This is a genomic window from Flavobacterium sp. F52, from assembly GCF_000278705.1.
GTDB classification, from domain to species: Bacteria; Bacteroidota; Bacteroidia; order Flavobacteriales; family Flavobacteriaceae; genus Flavobacterium; species Flavobacterium anhuiense.
The window spans coordinates 100,146-121,255 of sequence record NZ_AKZQ01000006.1 but is presented as its reverse complement, the minus strand read 5'-3'; the positions used below and the strand labels follow the sequence as shown (position 1 = coordinate 121,255).

General features: G+C 32.9%; 18 protein-coding genes. 5 read left to right on the top strand and 13 right to left on the bottom strand.

Translation table 11 applies throughout. From position 1 onward, the window contains the following. Positions 1-12: 12 nt before the first annotated feature. From FF52_RS02070 to FF52_RS02045, 6 genes are all read right to left on the bottom strand, one after another. On the bottom strand, positions 13-261 hold the full coding sequence (locus tag FF52_RS02070; protein WP_236940403.1) for a hypothetical protein: 249 nt from the start codon (positions 259-261) through the stop codon (positions 13-15). A gap of 280 nt (positions 262-541) precedes the next feature. Continuing rightward, the gene (locus tag FF52_RS02065) at positions 542-2,194 is read right to left on the bottom strand and encodes a mechanosensitive ion channel family protein (protein WP_008462529.1); all 1,653 of its coding nucleotides are present in this window, start codon (positions 2,192-2,194) and stop codon (positions 542-544) included. A gap of 99 nt (positions 2,195-2,293) precedes the next feature. Then, the gene (locus FF52_RS02060; protein ID WP_008462528.1) at positions 2,294-3,763 is read right to left on the bottom strand and encodes a polysaccharide biosynthesis C-terminal domain-containing protein; all 1,470 of its coding nucleotides are present in this window, start codon (positions 3,761-3,763) and stop codon (positions 2,294-2,296) included. A 35-nt stretch (positions 3,764-3,798) separates the two neighbouring features. Further along, on the bottom strand, positions 3,799-5,085 hold the full coding sequence (locus FF52_RS02055; RefSeq protein ID WP_008462527.1) for a glycosyltransferase family 4 protein: 1,287 nt from the start codon (positions 5,083-5,085) through the stop codon (positions 3,799-3,801). A 292-nt stretch (positions 5,086-5,377) separates the two neighbouring features. Next, the gene (locus FF52_RS02050) at positions 5,378-7,822 is read right to left on the bottom strand and encodes a YfhO family protein (protein ID WP_008462525.1); all 2,445 of its coding nucleotides are present in this window, start codon (positions 7,820-7,822) and stop codon (positions 5,378-5,380) included. 49 nt (positions 7,823-7,871) lie between these two features. Continuing rightward, positions 7,872-8,165: a DUF4834 family protein gene (locus tag FF52_RS02045; protein WP_008462524.1), complete on the bottom strand. Its 294-nt coding sequence runs from the start codon at positions 8,163-8,165 to the stop codon at positions 7,872-7,874. 124 nt (positions 8,166-8,289) lie between these two features. Between FF52_RS02045 and FF52_RS02040 the strand changes: the two genes are divergently transcribed. Both FF52_RS02040 and FF52_RS02035 read left to right on the top strand, forming a co-directional pair. Then, entirely contained in the window at positions 8,290-9,258 is a 969-nt protein-coding gene (locus FF52_RS02040; protein WP_008462523.1) for a transporter, read from the top strand. 45 nt (positions 9,259-9,303) lie between these two features. After that, complete coding sequence (locus tag FF52_RS02035) at positions 9,304-10,422, top strand: hypothetical protein (RefSeq protein WP_008462522.1); 1,119 nt, start codon at positions 9,304-9,306, stop codon at positions 10,420-10,422. Positions 10,423-10,516: 94 nt separating this feature from the next. Here FF52_RS02035 and FF52_RS02030 read toward each other — a convergent pair whose 3' ends face one another. Both FF52_RS02030 and FF52_RS02025 read right to left on the bottom strand, forming a co-directional pair. Beyond that, positions 10,517-11,002 (bottom strand): hypothetical protein, encoded by a 486-nt coding sequence (locus FF52_RS02030; protein ID WP_008462521.1) that lies wholly within the window; start codon positions 11,000-11,002, stop codon positions 10,517-10,519. A 124-nt stretch (positions 11,003-11,126) separates the two neighbouring features. Continuing rightward, positions 11,127-12,386, bottom strand: coding sequence for an aminotransferase class I/II-fold pyridoxal phosphate-dependent enzyme (locus tag FF52_RS02025; protein WP_008462520.1), 1,260 nt, complete (start codon positions 12,384-12,386; stop codon positions 11,127-11,129). A 255-nt stretch (positions 12,387-12,641) separates the two neighbouring features. On the opposite strand from FF52_RS02025, the gene nirK reads away from it, so the two are divergent. The 3 genes from nirK to FF52_RS02010 are packed head-to-tail and all read left to right on the top strand — an operon-like array spanning position 12,642 to position 15,494. Further along, the gene (nirK, locus tag FF52_RS02020) at positions 12,642-14,087 is read left to right on the top strand and encodes a copper-containing nitrite reductase (RefSeq protein ID WP_008462519.1); all 1,446 of its coding nucleotides are present in this window, start codon (positions 12,642-12,644) and stop codon (positions 14,085-14,087) included. Positions 14,088-14,103: 16 nt separating this feature from the next. After that, the gene (locus FF52_RS02015; RefSeq protein ID WP_008462518.1) at positions 14,104-14,880 is read left to right on the top strand and encodes a formylglycine-generating enzyme family protein; all 777 of its coding nucleotides are present in this window, start codon (positions 14,104-14,106) and stop codon (positions 14,878-14,880) included. A gap of 17 nt (positions 14,881-14,897) precedes the next feature. Next, positions 14,898-15,494 carry an SCO family protein gene (locus FF52_RS02010; RefSeq protein WP_008462517.1) on the top strand — a complete coding sequence of 199 codons (597 nt, stop codon included), beginning with the start codon at positions 14,898-14,900 and terminating at the stop codon, positions 15,492-15,494. Positions 15,495-15,535: 41 nt separating this feature from the next. On the opposite strand, the gene FF52_RS02005 is transcribed toward FF52_RS02010, so the two are convergent. The 5 genes from FF52_RS02005 to FF52_RS01985 form a co-directional block, all read right to left on the bottom strand. Continuing rightward, positions 15,536-16,759, bottom strand: coding sequence for a cbb3-type cytochrome c oxidase subunit I (locus tag FF52_RS02005; RefSeq protein WP_237718511.1), 1,224 nt, complete (start codon positions 16,757-16,759; stop codon positions 15,536-15,538). Between the two features lie 260 nt (positions 16,760-17,019). Continuing rightward, positions 17,020-17,751 (bottom strand): iron-sulfur cluster repair di-iron protein, encoded by a 732-nt coding sequence (ric, locus tag FF52_RS02000; RefSeq protein ID WP_008462515.1) that lies wholly within the window; start codon positions 17,749-17,751, stop codon positions 17,020-17,022. Positions 17,752-17,775: 24 nt separating this feature from the next. Beyond that, positions 17,776-20,013: a nitric-oxide reductase large subunit gene (locus FF52_RS01995; protein WP_008462514.1), complete on the bottom strand. Its 2,238-nt coding sequence runs from the start codon at positions 20,011-20,013 to the stop codon at positions 17,776-17,778. Between the two features lie 91 nt (positions 20,014-20,104). Beyond that, on the bottom strand, positions 20,105-20,632 hold the full coding sequence (gene azu, locus FF52_RS01990) for an azurin (RefSeq protein WP_008462513.1): 528 nt from the start codon (positions 20,630-20,632) through the stop codon (positions 20,105-20,107). Positions 20,633-20,653: 21 nt separating this feature from the next. Then, complete coding sequence (locus FF52_RS01985) at positions 20,654-21,103, bottom strand: RrF2 family transcriptional regulator (RefSeq protein ID WP_035690583.1); 450 nt, start codon at positions 21,101-21,103, stop codon at positions 20,654-20,656. Between the last annotated feature and the right edge of the window lie 7 nt (positions 21,104-21,110).

Genomic DNA, 21,110 nt, shown 5'->3' with positions numbered 1-21,110 from the left:
TTTTTAATGTTCTTAAGCTACTAAACATCTTTCTTCAAAAGGAAGACCATCTTCGTCAATAGCTACTAAAATCTTTTTCTGTTTTGAAGCCTCAAAAGTGAGATAAAGCCACGCAAATGACCACAAACCTAGAGTTAAACAGAAAATCATAAAATTTAAACTGTGGTTAACCACTTTTCCTCCTTTAGATAAAACTGCAAAAAGCAATTCATCGTTTCTTTCTTCTAAAGTAAATCCATTATGAACCTTGTTTGATATCATATTAGAAAATACTTGCATGCTTTGTTCATGGCTGAGATGATTGTACTTCATAATTACTAATCTACAATTAATTCTGGTTACACTTTTATTTGTAATTTCCTGCAAAAATATTCAATTCTAAAAAATAAAAAAATACCTACATTTAATCGTTTTGTTAGAAAAAAAACTGCGTTTTGAGCAAAGTACTGCTAAACATTCATGATAAAGTTAATTTTTATTCAATTAATTACAAAGTATTCAAGTGTTAAAGTTTCAAATTCAATCACTCGTTATCAATTATTTAACCTTTGTTCTTAATATTAAAAACAGGAGATTCATAATCTTCTTTTAAATAATTTGGCGGAATCGTTGTGGTGTTTCCATCTCGTAAAGCATTGTAGTGAGGCGACATGATCTCGATTCCAGCCGCATTAAAAGAGTCTTGAATATTCTGATGAAGCGAAGAATAAATTCGTGGCTGTTTTGTTGGTTCCTTAGTATAAACATTGATTTGATATGACACATAAAAATCATCTAAACTGGTTTGCAGTACAAACGGTGCAGGTTCTTTTTCTGTCATTTCTGTTTTTAAAGCCGCATCAATCAAAGCGGCATGAATGTCTTTCCAAGGAACATCATATCCAATTGTTACAGTGGTATGAATCAATAATCCATTAGTCGCTTGATTTGTATTAGCTGAATAATTTGTTGAAGTACTCGACAAAACAGTCGCATTTGGAATCGTTATATCTTCAAATTTTGGTGTTCTTATTCTGGTTACCAAAGCTGTTTTTTCAATTACTTCTCCGCTTACATCTCCAATTTTAATATAATCGCCAATTTTAAACGGGCGCATGTAGGTAATAACCAAACCAGCTACCATATTGGCAATTGCATTGGAAGAACCAAGTGAAAACAAAACTCCTACAAATACCGAAACTCCTTTGAAAATTGGAGAATCTGAACCTGGCAAATATGGAAAAATAATTACCAGCATAAAAGCATACATCAAAAGACGAATGACATTGAAAGTTGGCAATGCCCAATCGCTATAAAAACCATTAATCTTAATGTTTTCTGATTTTATTTCATAAAAGAAAAACTTAATTATTTTAAGCGAATATTTAAAAATAATAATGATTACAATTATAGTAAACAAGCTCGGAAGAAAACCAACAAAGCCCATAAAAGCAGATTTTGCAGGAGTTAAAATCCATCTCAACAAGGTTGTGGTGTAATCTTTTGTAGCCGGAAAAATACTAAATAATACAGGAAGAGAAAGGTAAACGATTAAAATAAGCGTGATTATTTTTATAACGCTGAAGATTCTAAGCAATAAAATCAGCTGCTTCTCTGGTGATAATATTTTAATGGAATTATAATGCACTCCTTTAAAATACTTCGCTCTATTTTTTACAACATAGTTTTTGATGAAGTTAAAAATTTTGGCAGTCAAAAATAAAATCAGACCGATTATTAAAACTAATAACGCTGTATAGCCTATTCGTTTTGGCAATTGCGAGTAATTTTCATTCTGATATATTATCGCACTTTTAATCTTCGCCAGATTACGATTAGCAATATTGGCCATTGTTGAATTTTCTGCTTTCGCATCAGCATCCAAAACAGACATGATAACAAAATCGTTTTGGTAAACAATATCCATAGAAACGTCTGACGGCACAATTTTAATAGAATCTTTTTCAAAAAAAGATTCATTGTAAAGTCTTTTGATTTTATTGGAAATATATTCTGCCCGTTCTTTCGCAGAAAAAGAACCCACATTATGGTAAACAAAAAAAAGTGTGTCCTTAAAAGGTTTTACTGGGTAACCTTTTAGTTTTATTGCTGTAGAATCTTTTTCAGAGTTTTTCAGATTATTTTTCTGAGCCATTACTGAAAAAGAAAACAAGACAAAAAAGAAAGCTAATAACCTAAGTACTTTTATTTTCATATTTAATTAGAAATAAATTAGTTATCCTTTCTAACAAATATAGAAACAAAAAAGTTACGATTTTTTTAAATTGCTTTCTTTTTTTACAGAAAAATCAGATCAAATTTTAAAGCCCAACTTTTTGAAAATTGAATCAATTACATTGTTAATATCAGGAGATATCTTGAATTTATAATTCAGATACAGATATACAATAGTTACTAATATTGATTTCAGAGCAATACTGATTAATTGAAAAAATGGAAATTCCCAGAAATAAAACAGTAAAAACAATGCAAATGTTAGCACCATCGAATGAATCGTCTGTTTGGTAAAAGGATACAAATCAAGCTTCTTAACTACAAAAAGCAATTTAGCCAAACTGTATAAAGTAATAGACAAAAGTGTCGCAAATGCTGAACCCATAATTCCGAAATGAGGAATAAACAGCATGTTTAAAATCACAGTTAAAACAACCAGCATCAATCCTAAATATAATACCATTCGGTAATATTTGGTGTTAAAAATAATGGCATTGTTGTTTCCTAAAATCAAGTCAAAATATTTAGAAAGACCAATCATAAATACAACTGAGATACCGCCGCTATATTCCTTTGGAACTAATTCGTACAATTGGTTAATATTGACAAAAATACATAACATTACAAATCCGCCTACAATCTGCAAGTTAATAGACGTTTTCTTGTACAGCTGATTCAATTCGTCGTGTTTATTTTCGTGCATCAATTTAGCAGTAATTGGATACACGATTTGATGCATAGCACGGCTTGGTACCGAAATAACCAAAGCAATATAAGTAGCTACAGAATAATAAGCAATATTTTCAATCTTCATGTATTGATTAAGCATCAACTTATCGCCGTCTAGAAGCAAATTGGCAACGCTTCCTGAAAGAATAATATAAAAAGTATATTCCATTACTGCTTTTACATTCTCAGGTATTGTAATCTGGAAATTCGGCTTTTTGATATAGAATGCATAAAACATCGTAATCAGAAATGCAAAAAAATAGATTCCTGCTGTTATGTACACAAATCCAACCAGTGAAATCCAATTGAAATATAATCCGATTAAAGCAAAAGTTGAGAGCAATCTTAAGCCAACTTCTTTGATAAAATTTCCGAAAACGGAATGCATATGCACTCGCGCCCAAGCGTAAAAAATTTCAAAATAAGCCATACAGATTCCGATAAACGGAATAAGAAGCATAAATTCACGAACAACTGGGTTTTCTTTGGAAACAAAATCGGTTATATCGTCATAGAAGAAGATTCCGATAAGTCCTAACGGAATACACATTAAAATTGGAAACAGCGCTGTAAAGGACAGAAACTGCTCTCTTTCTTCCTCTGTTTTGTACTGCGAATAAAATTTTACGAGCGTATTTTGCATTCCAATCGCAAACAAAGGCATAATTACGTTTGCAGCAGAAGTAATGTAATTGGTTAATGCGTAATATGTTGCTCCAAGAAAAACGGGATAAAGATATAAGGTATTAATGGCTCCGATACCAAAACCAATGTATGTAATTATAGTGTTTTTAAAAGACTGATTTAAGACAATACCCATTTTTTGAGTTTAGATTGTATGTGATTTTTAAATGATTATCCTTTAATCAGCTGTGCTAATTGTTTGGTTAGATTTTTTCTTGAATATTGCTGTAAACCAATCCCATGCGACTGCAATTTCCCTTCTAAAAACTGATTAAAAAAGTCCAAAATTACACTTTTTAATTTCGCTTTTTCAGAATAATCAAAAAATACTCCTGTATTGGTCTGTGTAACGATGTCGGCAAAGTCAGAACCTTGAGGTCCAATGGCAATTATTGGACGGTTTGAGACCATATATTCGAATAATTTCCCTGGAATAATGCTTTTCGTATCTTCAGAATTAATCTCTATTAAAAGCAATACTTGAGATTTTCTTTGGTGCGCTACAGCTTCTTTATGAGAAACGTAACCCACTAAATTTAAATAGTCATTTAATTGATGTTCTTGAATAGCATCTAGAACTTCTTGACTTACAGCTCCAATTAATTTTATTTCTAAATGGGTTTTAAATTCTGGAACTTCTTGCAGCAATTCAACCAAAACTTCCCACAAAAATGGCGGATTTCGATCAGACAAGAAAGAACCAATATGAGCTAAAGTAAATTTAGTATCTAAAGTCTGTTTTTCTACAGTTTCAACATCGTAACCGTTTGTAATTACCGTAATTGGTTTGTTGGTAATAGCCTCAAATTCAGATTTTGTGGTTTTGCTGGTCACAATGATTTCGTCTGCTGCATTAAGCACTTTATGCTCTAAATTTTTATGTTTTTTTTCAGCATAAGAAGATAAACGAAGTGCTTTATGATATCCGATCGTTGTCCAAGGATCGCGAAAATCGGCAAACCATTTTACTTTTAATTTCTGCTGTAATTCTAATCCGATTAAATGCAAACTATGTGGCGGTCCAGAAGTTACGATCGTATCGATATTATTTTCTTTAATGTATTTTTCTAAATAAGAAACTGACGGTTTTACCCAAAATACACGCGCATCTGGAATAAAAAGATTTCCACGTACCCAAAGAAAGGTCTTATCCAAAAAGGTTTGCTTTTTCTTTTGCGGAAAAATTCCAGAACTGATTTTCTTGGTTTTATTTTTCGAAAAAACAGAAGCCAATTGATAAGGCTCCCAAATTTTATTCTTTAAAACAATTACTTTATCTGATATTTCGCTTACCAAACCTTTATCTACAATTGGATAAGTAGGGTTTTCTGGAACATAAACTATGGGCTGAACATCAAATTCAGGAAGATATTTTACAAATTTCAACCAGCGTTGTACTCCTGGCCCTCCAGCGGGTGGAAAATAATAGGTAATTATTAAAAGTTTTTTTTGTTCCAAGGAAAATGAGTTTAAAAGTGCAAAGGTAAATTTTATTTTAATGCTAATTTCCTATATATTTTATACATAATATAAAGTAAAAACACAGCATTTAGAACAATCCAAAAATTATAAAATCCCCAAACAATTTTGTGTTCCATTTTCATGCTTGAAAAACTAAAATAATCTCCTTGAGTCTCAGAATAAGAATCATCATAGCCCATCATGAAAGTACCACAAAAAATGAAAACGAATAAATCAAGAATAGCCAAGAAAACTATTGTAATAATTTTTGAGAATTTCATTTAAGAATTTAATCTTTCAGTTCACTTTTTGAATTATTTTTTCTGCTTTCAAAATAAATTCCTGCCCCTAAAAGCAACAACATTCCAATTGAACTTATTAAAGTAATTGTCCCTCCAGTTTTAATAATCTGAGGTTCAAATTTAAATTCAATAGTGTGTTTTCCAGCAGGAATTTCCATGGCTCTTAAAACATAATCGACTGGGAAATGATCTGTTAGTTTGCCATCAATATAAGCGTTCCAACCATTTTTATAATACATTTCAGAGAAAACAGCTAAACCGTCTCCTTTATTTTCTGATTTATATTTGATATAATTTGGCTTATATGTAACAACTTTAATAGTTCCTGTTGTATCAAAAGCTTTCTTCAATCTTGCATTTTGGAACTTGCTTTCATGTTCGTGAACATTGAAAACCGCTACTTTTTTAGTATCCAAAGTGTTCAAAGCTTTCATTACATCGTCTGGCTTGTTTACCAGTTTTACAGATTCTACAAACCAAGCGTTTCCGTTTGCATCTGGATTAACGCTCGGAATCTGATTTCCGTCTTTATCCACTTGAATAACATACTTAACATTAAGCATATTAAGCACTTCAAGATTATTTTTAGCAATTTGATAATCGTACAATTGCTGCATTCTTCTTGGTCTTACCGCACTGTATCCTCCAATTGTTTTATGGAAATAAGAAGATCTTCCTTGCAATTGTCCTTGAAGATCAAATACACGGTAAATCGAAGTATCTTTTAAAATCTGAGCATCTGCCTGTGTTTCTTGGAAAGGTGCCGAAATCTGAACTGGACTAACAAAATCTTTAGCAGAAACATATTTTTTATCCACAAAAAACAAATCGAAAATCATTACGATTCCAATTACAATTAAAGTTGTAGTTTGAGAAAATTTGTTTTTGATAAACATCCATAGCACAACAAAAGTAATTACAATTAAGAATCCTGATCGTAATATATCAGCATAATACATGGTAATTCTGTCTTCTTTTAAAGCATCTACAAAACCTGGTCCGTAGCTTTCCAAATAAGCATTATCATTTATTCCTGTAAAATGGAAGAAACTTTTTGCTATCAATAAAATAACAAGCACGCCTAAACCAAAAACTCCTGTCTGCACTAATGCTTTCTGCTGTAATTTTGGCTCATCTTTAGCTTTAAAGAATGATTGTAATCCCATAACAGCTAAAACAGGGAAACATAATTCTAGAATAACCTGAATTGAAGATACAGCTCTAAATTTATCATAAAGCGGGACATATTCAATAAAAAAATCTGTCAATAAAGAGAAGTTTTTTCCCCAAGAAAGCACTAAAGTGAAAAGTGCTCCAGCAAGAAAAACATATTTGATTTTTCTTTCGTCAATAAATAAAGCTAAAACTGCCAAAAAGAAAACTACAGCTCCAATATAAGCTGGTGCCGAAACAATTGGCTGATCTCCCCAATAAGTAGGCATTCCGGAAACAAAATCCTGAGCTTGAGAAGCAGGAACTCCCTGTTCAAGCATAAACGCGTACATACGGCTGTCTGTCCCTACATTTTCATGGCTTGAACCTCCAAAAATTCTAGGAGCAATTAAATTTAAACTCTCTGCAATACCATAACTATATTCTGTAATATAATCAGTAGTCATGGAGGCAGTAGTTTCATTTTTAGATCCGTCTGGATTAAAAGTCAACTCGCTTTTATCTCTAATACTGTATTTAGCATATTCGTTTGTTGCCATTAAATTACCTGCATTGGCACCCAGGGCAAAAATTCCCGCAACTAATAAAACGCCGCAAGAAATAAGAAGTCCTTTAAAATCTTTTTCTTTGATAAAATTATACGCATAATATCCCACCAAAATCAATAAGAAAATCAATAGATAATAGGTCATTTGGAAGTGGTTCGCACTAATTTCTAATGCCACGGCAAACATAGTGAGCAGACCTCCCCAAATGTATTTCTTCTGAAAGACGAGTATAAATCCAGCAATTACCAATGGCATATAAGCAATAGCATGTGCTTTTGCATTATGACCAACTCCTAAAATGATTATCATATAAGTTGAAAAACCAAAGGCAATTGAACCGATAAAAGCTTTTAGGGGATCTGTTTTTAAAACCAACAATAAGCCATAAAAACCAAGAAAATATAAGAATAAGTAATCTGCAGGACGCGGTAGAAAACGCAATACGTCATCTACTTTACCAATAAAATCGTTCGGATAATTTGCTCCAAGCTGATAGGTTGGCATACCTCCAAAAGCAGAGTTTGTCCAATAAGGTTCAGCATTTTCAGCAGCTCTAAAGTCATTTTGCTCTTTGGCCATTCCGGTGTATTGAGCAATATCAGACTGGAAAATCTGTTTTCCCTGAAGAACTGGATAAAAATAAATTAATGAAACAAAAATAAAGCCCAATATAACAAGGGCATGCGGATAGAACTTATTTACTATTTTCAATTTTGGCTGGTTTGGGTTAAAATGAATCCTAAATTTTCAGGACACAAATCTAATCTATTTCTTCGTAATCAACATACTCTCCCACCTTTTTGGTTTCGCGCGGGTTTTTAGCATTAGCAGTATTAATAATTATTTCGTCTTTATTATTATTTGTGTTCTGCCAAGTGTTGCCTTGATTGTATTGTTGGTATTGCTGCTGTTGTCTTTGAAAATTTTCGCTAGCATTTTCTACTGCCTTTTTTACCAAAACTGGCAAAAAGATTCTAGCCAAAAATTTCATGATATAATAAAAGGCGATTAGCCCAATAATGAATCTTAAACCTGAAAATGATGCTTCTTGCATAACTCTATAATTTTTTTCCAAAATTAATAAATCCGTTGTTTAAAAATAAAATATGAATCTTAAATAAATAATAAAATATGTACATTTGAAATGCGTTATTATTTTTTAATCCAAAAAAAATTATATGTTCCAAATTAAAAACTTACTTGCCCCGGTACTTTTTTTTATTCCACAACTATTTTTTGCGCAATACACCGACGTTATTAATTCCAACCGCCCCGGAGAAACCATGTCAGCTTATGCTGTCGGAAAATCGGTTATTCAAGCCGAACTTGGAGTTTATGGCATTAAAGAAAAACACGATTTATTAGACTACGATGCCAGCGGTTTTGGCACAGATTTAACTATCCGATTTGGTGCTTTTCTAGAACAATTGGAATTTATTGCTGATCTTCAATATCAGACAGAAAATTTTGACACTCCGTACACTAGCTACAAAAAAAACAATTTTAGACAGACGGTTTTAGGAGCTAAATATCTTATTTACGATCCGTACAAAAATTACAAACGTGAAGTAAATATTTACAGTTATAAAGCCAATCGTAATTTTCAATGGCGAGAGCTGATTCCTGCAGTTTCGGTTTTTGCTGGAGCCAATTTTGTTGGTGCCGATAATCCGTATTATTTTTCTCCAGATGGAGCCATTTCTCCTAAAGTTTCGATCATTACCCAAAACCTTCTTGGAGGCGGATCTTGGGTTTTTGTTACCAATATTATTGCAGATTATATCGGTACAGACTATCCAAGTTACGGATATGTATTAACTTTGACGCACGGATTTAATGACAAATGGTCTGGTTTCCTTGAAAATCAAGGATATAAAAGCGACTTTTACAGCGATTCAATTCTTCGTACAGGTGCCGCTTATCTCCTTTCTTCGAACTTACAGGTTGATGCTTCAATAAGCACTAACTTTAAGAACACGCCTTCAATTTTATATGGCGGAGTTGGAGTATCATGGCGTTACGATGGATGGTATAAAGAAAAACTGATAGAAGACAAAACTGCTGCAAGAGCAAAAAAGAATCCAGACAATGAGAAACCTATAGATTATCAGGAAAGAGAAAGAAAACGTAAATCGAAATACGAATAAAACATAAATAACCAGATCCTTTTTAAGGACTCTCAATACCATCTAATGATTACAATTAAAGAAGCCAAAAGCAAGAAAGAATTAACCGAATACATTAAATTTCCTTTTTCATTGTATAAAGACAATCCGTATTGGGTGCCGCCTATTATTTCAGACGAATTGGAATCTTTTGACAAAACCAAAAATCCTGCATTCGATAATGCTGAAGCTTATTTTTATTTGGCTTACAGAGACAATAAAATTGTAGGACGTATTACTGCTATTATCAATTGGTCTGAAGTAAATAATCAGCACAAGAGGAAAGTTCGTTTTGGATGGTTTGACGTAATTGATGATATTGAAGTTACAAAAGCACTTCTAGAAAAAGTATATGAATTAGGAAGAAAACACAACTTAGAACATGCTGAAGGCCCGATGGGATTTTCAAATTTAGACAAGGTTGGACTTCTTACTGAAGGATATGATCAAATTGGAACTATGATAACGTGGTATAATCACCCATACTATGTAACCCATTTGGAACAATTAGGCTTTCAGGTTGAAAAACAATATATTGAAAGTATATTCCCATTTTCAAATGTGAAACCAGAATTCTTTCAGAAAGCACAAGAATTAATCAAAAAACGTTACGGACTTAAAGCGCTTAATTTTACGAGAACCAAAGACATTATGCCTCATGTAGACAAAATGTTCGATTTGTTTAATGAAAGTTATGCTAAACTAGCTTCGTTCGTAGCAATTTCAGATGTACAGAAAGAGTATTTCAAAAAGAAATATATCAGTTTTATCAATCCAGAATACATTAAATTTGTGGTTGATAAAGATGATAATTTAGTTGCTTTTAGTATCGTAATGCCAAGCTTCGTTGAAGCTTTACAGAAAATAAAAGGTAAATTATTCCCTTTTGGTTTTCTGCAATTATTAAAAGCGAAAAAACATAGTAAAGATGTTGTTTTTTACCTCATCGGAGTTCATCCTGAATATCAAAATAAAGGTGTAACAGCTATCATTTTTGATGAATATTACAAAACGTTTTCCGCAAAAGGAATCCAGAATTGCATTAGAACTCCAGAATTATTAGAAAATAATGCCATTCATTTGCTTTGGAAAAATTTTGATCCAATTATTCATTGTCAGAGAAAAACGTATTTGAAGAATCTTTAATTTTAGTATTCAGTCGTAGCTACACAATAAAAAAATCCATTCGCCCCCGAAACGAATGGATTTTTCACTTTATAAAACATATCATTACTCTACATTACTCCACTTTGCAATCTATTTTAACCAAAGTATTTTTTGCATCAAATTTCAGTTTTGATTTATCTTTAAAAGAAACCTTATTATTTGCATCGACAACATCGCCGTAACCCTCAACAAAAGCTCCATTTTTTTGAAGAAAAACAACTTCTCTAACAGATGAAACGCCTTCAGAGTTAAACGTATAATCAGCAATTAAAGTATCGCCTTTCATGTTTCCTATTAAGGTTCCTTCGTTTTTATCTTTTCCAACTAGATTGTAACTTAATTTTCCGTTTACTTCTTGATGAGAATTAACATTAAAACTCATCTCAATAACGTTTCCATTAGATTTCCATGCATAACATTGATCGCCGGCAGGTTCAACAATTTCAGCTTCTTTTGGTGGACTTGGTGTAATTTGTATCGGTTCTGTTGTCATCGCTTCTTTTTTACAAGAAGTAAAAACTGCAAGCGCCATCACCGTAAGTATTAGTGCTTTTTTCATAATTTTCATTTTTATCTTGTTGATTATGATACTAAAGTTACCTTAAATAAAAAAAAATCCATTCGTATAACAAATGGATTTTTTTATATAATTTCCACTTAAGGAAATCTATTTTATACTGAATTTACGAAACGTCTACAGTTGTACGCTCTGCAATTTCTTTATAAGTTCCGTTAGTCAGTTTCTCACGAATCGCTTCGAAAGCAGTTAACGTTTCATTGATATCTTCTAATGTATGAGAAGCTGTTGGTATCATTCTCAATAGGATAATTCCTTTTGGAATAACTGGGTAAACTACTATAGAAAGGAAAATACCATAATTTTCTCTTAAATCGTTTACCATTACCATTGCCTCAGGAATACTTCCTTCTAAGTAAACTGGTGTAATACAAGTGTTTGTATCTCCAATATTAAATCCTTTTTCTTTAAGACCGTTTTGCAACGCGTTTACGTTTTCCCAGAGTTTGTCTTTAATTGCAGAAGATTTACGCAATAATTCTAAACGTTTCAAAGAACCAATTGTTTGAATCATTGGCAACGCTTTAGCAAACATTTGAGATCGCAAGTTGTATTTCAAATAATCGATAACCGTTTTATCAGCCGCTACGAAAGCTCCGATATTAGCCATAGATTTTGCAAAAGTAGAGAAGTAAACATCAATCTGATCTTGAACTCCCTGCTCCTCACCTGCTCCAGCACCAGTTTTACCTAAAGTACCAAAACCGTGAGCATCATCTACCAATAATCTGAAATTGTATTTTTTCTTTAATTCAGCAATTTCTTTTAATTTTCCTTGCTGTCCACGCATTCCAAAAACACCTTCAGTAATAAATAAAATACCTCCCCCTGTTTCTTCTGCCATTTTAGTAGCACGCTGCAAGTTTTTCTCCATACTTTCCAAATCATTGTGTTTGTATGTGAAACGTTTACCCATGTGTAAACGAACTCCATCAATGATACAAGCATGTGAATCTACGTCATAAACGATAATGTCATTTTTAGTAACCAAAGCGTCAATGATAGACACCATACCTTGGTAACCAAAATTTAATAAATAAGCAGATTCTTTCATTACAAATTCTGCTAATTCATTTTCTAATTGCTCATGGTACGTAGTGTGTCCAGACATCATACGAGCTCCCATCGGATATGCTGCACCAAACTGAATTGCCGCATCTGTATCTGCTTGACGAACTTCTGGATGATTAGCTAGACCTAAATAATCATTTAAACTCCAGTTTAAAATATTTTTTCCGTGAAATTGCATTCTAGGACCCAACTCTCCTTCTAACTTTGGGAAAACATAATAACCTTCTGCTTGAGAAGCCCATTTTCCTAAAGGTCCTTTATTGTCCTGAATTCTTTCGAATAAATCTTTTACCATAATATATGTAGTAATTTTTTTTACTTAATCAGCGAGCAAAAATAATCATTATTAATTTAAAATGAAGAACCTCAATTATTTTTATTCAAAAATATTATGCTTACATAAAATAATACGATTTTACGTATATTTATATGCCTCGAAATATTTATTAGCTCGTTAATCATATAAAAACATGATTATTATCACAATAAAGGATAAAAAAGTCTTTTATTTTTGTTTAGGAATTTAACGCAAAAACAAATCTAATATATTATGAAAAGAACTAACAAAACCTGGATTAAAACGAGTCTGCTTATTGGCTCGTTATTTATGCTTCTAATCTTAGGAAGCTGTAAAAAAGAAGAAGCCAAAAATTACGCAGACATTATGACTGAAGGCGAAATGGATGCAGAACTTACATCTCCTCCGCACGTTCCAAAACCAGTTGGAGACAGAACTGCAATGAAACTGAAATTAAACATGGAAATCAAAGAACAAGAAGGTACAATGACTGATGGCGTAAAATATACGTATTGGACATTTGGAGGTTCTGTCCCTGGAAGTTTTATCAGAACTCGCGTTGGTGATGAAGTAGAATTTCACTTAAAAAACCATCCCGATAATAAATTGCCTCACAATATCGATTTGCACGCCGTAACGGGGCCAGGTGGTGGAGCAACCTCATCTCTTGTAGCTCCAGGACATGAAAAAGTATTTAGTTTTAAAGTAATTAATCCAGGATTATATGTATATCACTGTGCAACAGCTCCTGTGGGAATGCATATTGCAAATGGAATGTACGGATTGATTTTGGTGGAACCAGAAGGCGGACTTCCTCCTGTTGACAAAGAATACTATGTAATGCAAGGTGATTTTTACACTCAAGGTGAATATGGTGCAAAAGGACTTCAGCCATTTGATATGAATAAAGCCGTAAAAGAAACTCCTGACTATGTTGTATTTAATGGAAAGGTGGGCGCTTTAACGAATGGAAATGAATTGACAGCAAAAGTTGGAGAAACTGTTCGTCTGTTTGTTGGAAATGGTGGACCAAATTTGGTTTCTTCTTTTCATGTTATTGGCGAAATATTTGACAATGTACATATTGAAGGAGGTAGCACTGTCAATAAAAATGTGCAAACGACTTTGATTCCTGCTGGAGGCGCCGCAATTGTAGATTTTAAAGTAGAAACTCCTGGAACTTTTATTTTGGTTGATCACTCTATTTTTAGAGCATTTAATAAAGGCGCATTAGGAATGCTAAAAGTTGAAGGGAAAGAAAATAAAAATATTTACTCTGGAACTATTCAAGAAGGAATTTATTTGCCTGAAGGCGGAACAATTCAGAAAATGCCAGGCGGAACGTCTGCAAAAGTAGCAATCCCAAAACGTACAGTTGAAGAAAAAATTAAAATTGGAAAACAAATTTTTGGAACAACTTGTTTTGCCTGCCACCAATCTGAAGGACAAGGCATTCCAAATACTTTCCCTCCTTTGGCTAAATCAGATTATTTAAATGCTGATTCTAAACGTACAATTAAAACTATTTTACATGGCTTAACGGGAGAAGTTACTGTTAACGGCAAGAAATATAATAACGTAATGCCTGCTCAGAATTTATCTGACGATGAAATCGCTAATGTATTAACCTACATCTATAACAGCTGGGGAAATAACAAAACCGAAATTACACCAGAAATGGTAAAAGCATTAAGATAAACAGCAAACATTCAGCATGAAAAAATACATTTTCATACTAACTTTTTTTTTCTCTGTGTTTAGTGTCATGAAGGCGCAGGAAAAAGAAATGGCTTTCATAAAAGAGGGATCTTATATCCCTCTTTATGGAGCTGTTTCTCAAAAGCCTGTTACTGTAAAGTCGTTTTACATAGATATTTATCCTGTCACAAATATGGAGTTTTTAGCATTTGTCAAAAAAAATCCGTCCTATCAAAAATCAAAAATTAAAGGAATTTTTGCCGATAAAAGTTATTTGTCTTACTGGACAAACGATTTTGATTTTGGAAATGCAAAACCAAAATCGCCCATAACAAGTGTTTCTTGGTTTGCTGCAAAAAAATACTGCGAATGTCAAGGAAAACGTTTGGCAACAATGGACGAATGGGAATATGTGGCAATGGCTGACACCAAAAAAATTGACGCACGAACCAAAAAAGAATTCAACGAGTACATTTTATCCTGGTACGAAAAATCTAAAACCTATGAAAATGAAATTGGAAAAACGTTCAAAAATTACTGGGGCGTTTATGACATGCATGGTTTAGTTTGGGAATGGACATCTGATTTCAACAGTATTTTTTTATCTGGAGAATCTAGAAAAGATAAAAGCACTGACAAAAACCTTTTCTGCGGAAGCGGATCAGTAAACGCATCCGATTTAATGGATTATGCCGCTTTTATGCGTTACGCTTTTCGCGGAAGTCTAAAAGCACAATATTCTACAAGAAATCTTGGCTTTAGATGCGCTAGCACGACAAAACCGAAAATCTAATTTAAAATTAGTTTACAATGAAAAAAACAGTAATCGCTTTTCTTCTCTTATTCTCTTTTTACAGCTGTAAAGAAGCAGATAAAAAAGAAAACAAAGCAGAAACAAATAAAGAAATTAGTGATTTATCAATTTACAATCTTCCTTCAAAATGGACAAAACAAGATGGCAAAGACATTGAATTAAAATCACTCAGAGGAAATGTTCTCGTAATGGTAATGATTTACACAAGCTGCAAAGCTGCATGCCCAAGATTAGTAGCAGATATGCGAGACATTGAATCAAAACTCGAGAAAAAAACAAAACAGCATGTAAAATTGATTTTGGTAAGTATTGATCCAAAAACAGATACTCCTGAAAGATTAAAATCGTTTGCAATTGAAAATAAAATGAATCAAGATCCTTGGATTTTCCTTCGTTCATCTGAAGAAGATACAAGAGAATTTGCCGCAGTTTTAGCTGTCAATTACAAACAAATTTCTCCAATAGATTTTTCGCACTCTAATATTATTAGTGTTTTTAATCCAGAAGGAGAATTAGTTTTTCAGCAGGAAGGTTTAGGAGTTAATAATGAAAAAACAATTGAAACAATAAATCTGGAAGCAGCAAAAATATAGATATTTAAATAGGTTAATTAGTACGAAGCAAAAGTACGATTCTAAGAAGAAATCGACTCTTGCTTTTTATTTATAAAAGATCCCATTATCAAAGCCAATCCAAAAACCAAAAGAATACTGAATATCAAAATACTTTGAAAATATGCTGAAAGAGTTCCTTTTCCAAAAAAGAAAAACCAGCCTTGCAGAAACAATAAAACTTCTGTCGAAATATAGCCTAAAATAAAACACTTCATTCCTGCTTTTAATATTTCAGAATTAGCAGAAAGCATTTTATTCTGAAGTAAAATGCCAAACAAAAAACCTGTTATGATTCCTAAATTGGTTAAATGAATAAAACCAATTACAAAATTTCTTATTTGGTGTGAAACCTCAGCAAGATTTGGAAAAATAGTCAGTAATTGGATAACTACTTTTAGAAAAAGAGAAAACAAAGCCAAACCGTAAACCAATTTAGCAGTTTTATTTAATCCGTTTTTAAAAACAGTAATTTGTGGTTTCAGCATTTTATAGAAATAAATAAAAGCTATCAACTGAATTAAAACTCCCAAAACATTAATGTAACTCAAAAAATCATTTTCTATAAACCATCGTAGAGGAAAACAAACGGTTAAAAGTGTAGAAACAATAATCAAAAAGTAAAACTTTTTAAACTTTACCTCATCAATTTTATTTTGAAATTGTTTTAAAAACAAAGCTAGAATTGCCAATATGAACCAGCCATTAAACTGAAAATGCAGAAAAAACTGAATTGCAATCTGATAAAAAGCGTTTTGTTTTCCTAACGTGCTCACAGCTGGTCCAAGACACCAAACTCCACAAGTTGACAAAATCATAAATAGAATCGAAAGCAACAAAAGTCTTTGTGATGGCGATTTATCTGTTGAAATGTCTTTCCAGACCAAACGGCAAAAAACATAACTCAATAAAATATGTATGGTTGAAAAAATAATCGAAAACAAAGCATATCCTTGAATTGGAAAAGCAATCATCATTCCGATAACTGAAAATTCTGTTAGCCAAAATAAGCGATTATAAATTGGTTTCAGGCTTTTTTCTTTCGGAATGAAAAAATGAACAACCAAAACATAAACGATCAAATATACCCAGCCCAACATAGCAACATGAGAATGCGCATGAAGCAAGAAACTATAATTTAGAAAATCTAAAGGAAAGAGATACATAAAACGCATTAATAATCCGAAAACACAGGCAATCAGAAAATTAAAGAAACAGCATAGTATCCAAGCTTTTTGAGAATTCATAAATGAATAAATTTTATTTAAAGACATAGAAACATAGATTTTCTAGACGCATAAAGGCATTTCACTTGCATTAAAACACATAGTTATGTGTGAAAATCTAGATTTTCTAAAATCATCTTTTTGAGTTTTTTAAATCTATGTTTCTATGTGTTTAATTTTGAGTTCAATCCGTTAAATATAAGTTTTCTTAAAATAAAAAACACCGATAACTATCATGTTTAGATATTTTATCGGTGCTTTTCCACTATTAAAATCAACCTTTATTCTACTTCTACAAAGTCTTTTTCTAAAACCACAGCTTTTGGAAATAAAATATTGTTTTCCAAATGAATGTGTTTATGCAAATCTTCTTCAAACTCTTTCAGCATCGCAAAAGTCACTCTGTAAGTCGTACAGGCATCTGCTGGCGGAGTATAATTATCGGTTAAAGCCGCGATTTCTCTAAAGCGTTCCCCTTCATTGTCATGTTCGTGCATCATCATTGCAATCGGATTTGAAACGGTTCCGAAAGATGGTTGAGACAAAATCCCATGAGATTCTTTGGTTTTCACCATTCTTTTTACAAATGGAAATAAAATCAATTCTTCTTTTTTCATGTGCTGAGATAATTCTCCTGCACAGCCAATAAACAATTCATTAATCTTAAATAATTCAGGATGATTTGCTCCATGAACTTTGCATAGCTTATCTAAAAACGGTAGTAAAACATTCGTTTTTTCTTCTACATAACGGTGATGTGTTTTCTCGATATAGTCTGCCAATAAATCCAATGGCCATGAATTAAAATCAATACTTCCACTGTTTTCTGATTGTACAACTTGCAGCACATTTTCCAATAAAGCATCTGCATCAATATTTTGTTTTTCGCATACTTCGGTTACTGTTCGGTTTCCTTTGCAACAAAAATCTATTCTATATTTAGAGAATACTGCAGCTGTTCTAAAATCCTCAGCTACAAATGATCCTATTGTTTTGTTTTTTAAATTTTCCATGATAATCAATTTTAAATTTTGTGTTTATTTTTTTTTATTTTTTAACGTCAGCTCAAATACAAACCAAGCCATTGTTATGAACCCGATTCCGAAAATTGAATCTCCAATGGCACGAAGCCATTTTAAAATAATCATTGTTGGCTGTTGCATTAATTCTGATGAACGAGCATACCACATTCCGTGATTGATACTTTCAATTGCCTGCCATACGCCAATTGGTAATAAACTCAAGATTGCCATTAGGAACAAACCAATGTTTAACGACCAGAAAGTAATTTTAAGCAGTTTGTTATTCCAGCTTACATTTCGGTATAAACTTCTTAGTACAAATAATACCAGACCAATTCCCAACATTCCGTACACTCCAAATAAAGCCGTATGTCCGTGCAAAGGCGTCGTATTTAATCCCTGAACATAATACAATGCGATAGGCGGATTAATAATGAATCCGAAGATTCCTGCTCCAAGGAAGTTCCAAAATGCTACCGAAATCATAAAGTAAATTGGCCATTTATAATCGGCAATCCATTGTGTTGATTTTGAGATTTTATAGTTTTGATACGCCTCAAATCCAATTAAGGTTAAAGGCACAACTTCTAAAGCGCTAAACGTTGCTCCTAAAGCCATAATTGCGGTTGGTGTTCCTGAGAAATACAAGTGGTGGAATGTTCCTAAAATACCTCCAGACATGAAAATAATGGTGGCAAAAAGCACATTTAAAGTCGCAGTTTTCGTTTTTAATAAGCCTAAACGAACAAACAAGAATGCAATTACAACTGTTGCAAATACTTCAAAAAACCCTTCTACCCAAAGGTGAACTACCCACCATCTCCAATATTCTGCAATGGCTAAGTTGGTTTGTCTTCCCCACATTAATCCTGCTCCGTAGAACATGGCAATTGCAGTACAAGAAACTAGGAACAAAATGATTAGGTTTTTCTCTTCTGTTTTTTTCTTCAAAACAGGAAGCAAAGGACGAATCATTAAAGCCAGCCACAAAAACAGTCCAACTAAAAGGAAAATCTGCCAGAAACGACCCAAATCAACATATTCGTAACCTTGGTGTCCAAACCAGAAATTTTGAACTAAATTTAATTTCTGCATTACTCCAAACCATTGTCCAGCCATTGAACCTAAAACAATAATTAAAAGAGCAATAAACAAGAAGTTGATTCCAAAACATTGAAATTTAGGATCTTTACCAGAAACTGCTGGAGCAATATACAATCCTGTTGCCAGCCAAGCCGTTGCAATCCAGAAAATGGCCAATTGCGTATGCCATGTTCGCGTTACAGCATAAGGCAAGATTTTATCAATCGGAATTCCGTATAAACCATTTCCTTCCACTCCATAATGCGCAGTAATTATTCCGAAAACCATTTGTAAAACCATCAGCAAGCTTACTATCCAAAAATATTTGATTACCAATCCCATAGATTTTGTTTTGCCTTGTTTAATAAGCGGATCTTCTTTTGGAAGGGGAAACCCCTCTTCTTCACCAGATTTTGCATGATAGAAAACTAAGATTCCAACACTCAAAATCAATAAAATAATACTTACTCCAGACCAAGCTAAAAGTTCTGTTGTTGCTTTATTCCCAACCAATTCATCTGATGGCCAGTTGTGCGTATACGAAATATCTCCGTCAGGACGATTGGTAACCGTTGCCCAAGTTGCCCAGAAGAAAAAAGCATTCATTTTATGCATTCTTTCTACATCTGTAATAGAGTTTTTCGGAATTGCATATTCTTCTCTCAACTTATCAAATTGAGGATCATTCGTAAAAAGACCTTTATAATATTCGCTTAAATGCTCAATCGCAGCCAAACGATTTTCAGAAATGGTAAGCACACCAGTGTCAGCATTGTAACGATTGGTTCTTAAATCTTTCTGAAGTCGGATCTTTAAAGCCGATTGTTTTTCAGCATCCAATTCTTCATATTTTTTATTAAAGTCTTTTTTGGCATAAATATCCAATATAAAAACAGCTTCTCTATGGAGCCAATCTGCGGTCCAGTCTGGAGCCACATAAGCACCGTGCCCCCAGATAGATCCCACTTCCTGGCCACCTATACTTTGCCAGATATTTTGTCCGTCCTTAATTTCGCTTTCGCTAAAAACAACCTTTCCAGAATCGGTTACAATTTCTTTTGGGACTGGTGGTGCTTGCTGATAGATTTCGTAACCATAGTAACCCAGCACTGCAAATGATATACTCATTACCAATGCAAAAACCAACCATAATTTTTTTTCTCTTTTCATTCTTTTTTTATTTAATAAAAGACATTTTTATCCTTTATTAGTTTTTAAAAAAACTCCAAAACCAGTTACAGCATTTGGAGCTTTAAATTATTTACTCAACAATTAACATGCCTTTCATCATAGCTACATGCCCAGGGAAAGAACAAATAAATGGGTATGATCCTTTTTTGTCAATTGTAAACTCGATTGTATCTTCTTCTCCACCACCAATTAATTTAGTGTGTGCAATGATTGAAGCCTTTTCAGATTCCGGAATATAATCAGTCGCTTTAGCATCATTAGCTTTTAAAGCAAAAGCTGCTTGGTCTGTTCCTTCTTGCAAAATCACTAAATTGTGTCCCATTGCTTCTTTCGGGATTTTACCAACGTGTTTCAAAGTCAATTTGATTGGTTTTCCGGCAACGGCTTTCAATTCATTTACATTAAATTGCATTTGGTCATTTCCTTCAATAACTAAAACATTTTCCTCTGTGGCTGCAGCTACTGGAGCTTGTTCGCCTTCAGTAGACGTTTCGGTTGTTTCTGTCGGTTCAGCTGGAGTAGTTTCTTTTTTACCGCAAGAAGTAACTGCTAAAAATCCCATTAGGATTAGTACTGAAATTTTTGTTTTTGTATTCATTTTTTAAGATATTTAATAATATTAATTGTTCGCATTTGTCGCCTTAAGAAAGAAATCTCCCGATTTTACATCAGAAGCTAGCTGTTCTAAAGTTGTGTTTTTAAGCATTTCTAACAGCAGTCCTCTTATTTTCTTGAACTCATGGTGAACGGGACAAGGATGTTCTTCTGAGCATTCTTTCAATCCTATCCCACAGCCGCTGTATATTTTATTTCCGTCAATAGCATCTACAATCTGAATTAATTTTATTGTTTTTGATGCTTCGGGCGAAACTTCAAATCCGCCCCCAACTCCTTTTGTTGAATGAATTATGCCACTTTTGGTTAAAATCTGCATGATTTTGGCTGTAAATGGTTCTGGTGAATCAATTTCTTTCGCCACGTCTTTTATCCCAACCCTAAGTCCTTTAGAAGATTTTGTTGCAATAAATATTGAAGCTCTTATTCCGTATTCACACGCTTTTGAAAACATAGATCCT

Bases quoted from the DNA above. Each gene is read 5' to 3' on its own strand.
- FF52_RS02015 (WP_008462518.1), top strand. From the start codon at position 14,104: ATGAAAAAATACATTTTCATACTAACTTTTTTTTTCTCTGTGTTTAGT.
- FF52_RS01985 (WP_035690583.1), bottom strand. From the start codon at position 21,103: ATGTTTTCAAAAGCGTGTGAATACGGAATAAGAGCTTCAATATTTATT.
- FF52_RS02065 (WP_008462529.1), bottom strand. From the start codon at position 2,194: ATGAAAATAAAAGTACTTAGGTTATTAGCTTTCTTTTTTGTCTTGTTT.
- ric (WP_008462515.1), bottom strand. From the start codon at position 17,751: ATGGAAAATTTAAAAAACAAAACAATAGGATCATTTGTAGCTGAGGAT.
- FF52_RS01995 (WP_008462514.1), bottom strand. From the start codon at position 20,013: ATGAAAAGAGAAAAAAAATTATGGTTGGTTTTTGCATTGGTAATGAGT.
- FF52_RS02035 (WP_008462522.1), top strand. From the start codon at position 9,304: ATGATTACAATTAAAGAAGCCAAAAGCAAGAAAGAATTAACCGAATAC.
- FF52_RS02030 (WP_008462521.1), bottom strand. From the start codon at position 11,002: ATGAAAAAAGCACTAATACTTACGGTGATGGCGCTTGCAGTTTTTACT.
- FF52_RS02005 (WP_237718511.1), bottom strand. From the start codon at position 16,759: ATGAATTCTCAAAAAGCTTGGATACTATGCTGTTTCTTTAATTTTCTG.
- nirK (WP_008462519.1), top strand. From the start codon at position 12,642: ATGAAAAGAACTAACAAAACCTGGATTAAAACGAGTCTGCTTATTGGC.
- FF52_RS02070 (WP_236940403.1), bottom strand. From the start codon at position 261: ATGATATCAAACAAGGTTCATAATGGATTTACTTTAGAAGAAAGAAAC.
- FF52_RS02040 (WP_008462523.1), top strand. From the start codon at position 8,290: ATGTTCCAAATTAAAAACTTACTTGCCCCGGTACTTTTTTTTATTCCA.
- FF52_RS02010 (WP_008462517.1), top strand. From the start codon at position 14,898: ATGAAAAAAACAGTAATCGCTTTTCTTCTCTTATTCTCTTTTTACAGC.
- FF52_RS02045 (WP_008462524.1), bottom strand. From the start codon at position 8,165: ATGCAAGAAGCATCATTTTCAGGTTTAAGATTCATTATTGGGCTAATC.
- FF52_RS02025 (WP_008462520.1), bottom strand. From the start codon at position 12,386: ATGGTAAAAGATTTATTCGAAAGAATTCAGGACAATAAAGGACCTTTA.
- FF52_RS02060 (WP_008462528.1), bottom strand. From the start codon at position 3,763: ATGGGTATTGTCTTAAATCAGTCTTTTAAAAACACTATAATTACATAC.
- azu (WP_008462513.1), bottom strand. From the start codon at position 20,632: ATGAATACAAAAACAAAAATTTCAGTACTAATCCTAATGGGATTTTTA.